Below are 2,758 nucleotides of genomic sequence, written 5' to 3' on the forward strand. Positions count from 1 at the left end.
TAGAGCGCCAGGTTGAAGCCGGCCAGCATGCCGTCGCGATCGATGTCGGTGCACAGCAGGTGGCGCGCGCCGTGCGCCGCGTACCAGGGCGCCAGGTCGTCGAGCGTGCGTGTTTCCACTTGCGTCCAGCCGGCGCTGGGCAAGGTCCAGCGCTGGTCCCGCCAACGCGTGTCCAGCGCGAGGGTGAAGCGCTCGCCGCCGTGGCGCTCCAGCCAGCCCGCGACGCGCGCCGGGTCGCGGATCGCCACGCTCCCCAGCACCACGCGCTGCACGCCGGCGTCGAACAGGCGATGCACGTGGCCCACGCTCCGCACGCCGCCGCCGGCCTGCACGCGCAGGCCGGTGCGCGCGATCGTCTCGATGATCGAAAGGTTGGCCAGGCCGCCGGCCTGCGCACCGTCCAGGTCGACCAGGTGCAGCCACTGCGCACCGGCTGCGGCATAGGCCTCGGCGAGCGCCAGCGGGTCGCTTGCATAGATCGTCTGCCGTGCGTAGTCGCCCTGGGCCAGGCGCACCACCTGTCCGCCGCGCAGGTCGATGGCGGGAATGACGTCGAAGTTCATAGCGCTAGGAAATTGTGCAGAAGGCGCGCACCCACCGCGGCCGAGCGTTCCGGATGGAACTGCATGCCGAAGAAGTTGCCGTGCGTGATGACGGCCGAGAACGGTTGCCCGTGTTCGACCGAGGCCAGGGTGTAGTCGCCCGTCGGCACCGCATAGCTGTGCACGAAGTAGGCTTGCGCATCCTGCGCGATGCCTTCGAGCAGGGGATGCGTCTTGAGCGCACGAAGCCGGTTCCAGCCCATGTGCGGAACACGCAGTCCCGGCGCGGGTGTCATCCGCCGCACCGTCGCGGGAATCAGGCCCAGGCAGTCCACCCCGCCCTCTTCCGAATGGGCGCACAGCAGCTGCATCCCCAGGCAGACGCCGAGCACCGGCTGCGTGAGTCCGCGAAGCAGCTCGATCAGGCCGAGCTCACGCAGCCGCGCCATGGCAGGTGCAGCCGCACCGACACCGGGAAGGATCACCCTGGCGGCGGCGCGGATGGCATCCGGATCGGCGGTGAGCGGCGCTTCCACGCCCAGGCGATGCAAGGCGTAGCGGACCGAGCCGATGTTGGTGCCGCCGGCGTCGACCAGGACGACCGACCCGCCGGCCATCCTCACCGGCGTGGCCGCGGGAGCGGCAGCCGCTGCCGAACGACCGGATGTCACAGCGCCCCCTTGGTGCTGGGCAGTTCGTCGCCTTCGCGCCGCAATGCCTGGCGCAAGGTGCGCGCGACCACCTTGAAGCATGCCTCGACCATGTGGTGCGCATTCTCGCCGCGTACCGACAGGTGCAGGTTGGCGCCCAGCGTTTCGCACAACGAACGGAAGAAATGCGGCACCAGCTCGGTCGGCAGTTCACCCACGCGTTCGCGCGGGAAGCTGCCCTCGAACACGAAGCACGCACGGCCCGACAGGTCCAGCGCCGCGCTGGCGAGCGATTCGTCCATCGGCAAGGTAAAGCCGTAGCGGCCGATGCCGCGCTTGTCGCCCAGCGCTTGGCGCAAGGCCTGGCCCAGCGCGAGCGCGCAATCTTCCACCGTGTGGTGTTCGTCCACCGCGATGTCGCCCTCGCAGCTGAGCGTCAGCGCGAAGCCGCCGTGCTTGCCGAGCTGGTCGAGCATGTGGTCGAAGAAACCGAGCCCCGTGCGGACGTGCGATTCGGCCGGGCGATCCAGATCGACGGCGACCTCGATCGAGGTCTCGCGCGTGCGCCGGACCACCGCGCCCATACGTGGCGTGTCGAGCAGCCGGTGTGCGACGCCGGCCCAGTCCAATCCCGCTCCCAGGCGGAAGCCGCGCACGCCCAGGTTGGCCGCGAGCTGCAGGTCGCTTTCGCGGTCGCCGACCACCGCCGAGGCGGCGCGGCTCCAGCCATCGTCGGCCAGGCAATGGCGCAGCAGGCCGACGCCGGGCTTGCGTGTGTCCAGGCCCTCGTGCGGGAAGCTGCGGTCGACCAGCACCTCGCGGAACACGATGCCCTGCGAGGCAAGAATGCGCAGCAGCAGTTGCTGCGGCCCGTGGAAGGCGTCCTCGGGAAAACTCGGCGTGCCGAGCCCGTCCTGGTTGGTGACCATCACCAGCTCGTAGCCGGCGGCCACGCATCGCTGCAGCGCGCCGACCACGCCCGGAACCAGGTCGAGCTTGTCGTAGCTGTCGATCTGCTCGTCCGGCGGCTCGACGATCAGGCAGCCATCACGGTCGATGAAAAGGACCTTGCGGCTCATGGCGCGCCCCCGCCCAGCGCGGCGAGCACCCGGTCGTTCTGCGCCGGCGTGCCCACGGTGATGCGCAGGGCATCGCCCAGGCCTGGGTAGCGGCGCACGTCCCGCACCACGATGCCCGCACCGAGCAGGCGCCGATATGCGGCTTCCGCGTCATCGAAGCGCACGGCGAGGAAGTTCGCCTGCGAAGGCAACACGGCACGCACGCCGGGCAAGTGCTGCAGCGCATCCGCCATGCGCGAGCGCTCGGCGCGCACGACGGCGACGTGAGCGCGCGCCGCTGCCTGCCCGTCCACCGACAAGGCGTTCAGCGCCGCCGCCAGGCATGGCCGCGGCACGGGATACGGCGGCAGGATGTGCCGCAACAGCGCCACCACGTCCGCGTGCCCAAGCAGGCAGCCGACGCGTGCCCCTGCCAGGGCCCACGCCTTCGACAGCGTACGCAGTACGACCAGGTGCTGGTGGCGATCGAGCAGCGTTGCAGCGCTGG

At 70.6% G+C, this 2,758-nt stretch carries 4 protein-coding genes; all 4 read right to left on the reverse strand.

The window, feature by feature from the left end; genetic code table 11:
- On the reverse strand, positions 1–563 hold a 563-nt coding region (locus HOQ08_RS14825), incomplete at its 3' end, for a HisA/HisF-related TIM barrel protein (protein ID WP_291196592.1).
- On the reverse strand, positions 560–1,159 hold the full coding sequence (gene hisH, locus HOQ08_RS14830) for an imidazole glycerol phosphate synthase subunit HisH (protein WP_291196596.1): 600 nt from the start codon (positions 1,157–1,159) through the stop codon (positions 560–562). The genes hisH and HOQ08_RS14825, both read right to left, overlap by 4 nt.
- Before the next feature lie 50 nt (positions 1,160–1,209).
- Positions 1,210–2,271 (reverse strand): bifunctional histidinol-phosphatase/imidazoleglycerol-phosphate dehydratase HisB, encoded by a 1,062-nt coding sequence (hisB, locus tag HOQ08_RS14835; RefSeq protein WP_291196599.1) that lies wholly within the window; start codon positions 2,269–2,271, stop codon positions 1,210–1,212.
- On the reverse strand, positions 2,268–2,758 hold a 491-nt coding region (locus tag HOQ08_RS14840; protein ID WP_291196601.1), incomplete at its 5' end, for an aminotransferase class I/II-fold pyridoxal phosphate-dependent enzyme. The genes HOQ08_RS14840 and hisB, both read right to left, overlap by 4 nt.

Source organism: Frateuria sp. (assembly GCF_013362045.1).
Taxonomy (GTDB): domain Bacteria; phylum Pseudomonadota; class Gammaproteobacteria; order Xanthomonadales; family Rhodanobacteraceae; genus Frateuria_A.

Bases quoted from the DNA above. Each gene is read 5' to 3' on its own strand.
- hisH (WP_291196596.1), bottom strand. From the start codon at position 1,159: ATGGCCGGCGGGTCGGTCGTCCTGGTCGACGCCGGCGGCACCAACATC.
- hisB (WP_291196599.1), bottom strand. From the start codon at position 2,271: ATGAGCCGCAAGGTCCTTTTCATCGACCGTGATGGCTGCCTGATCGTC.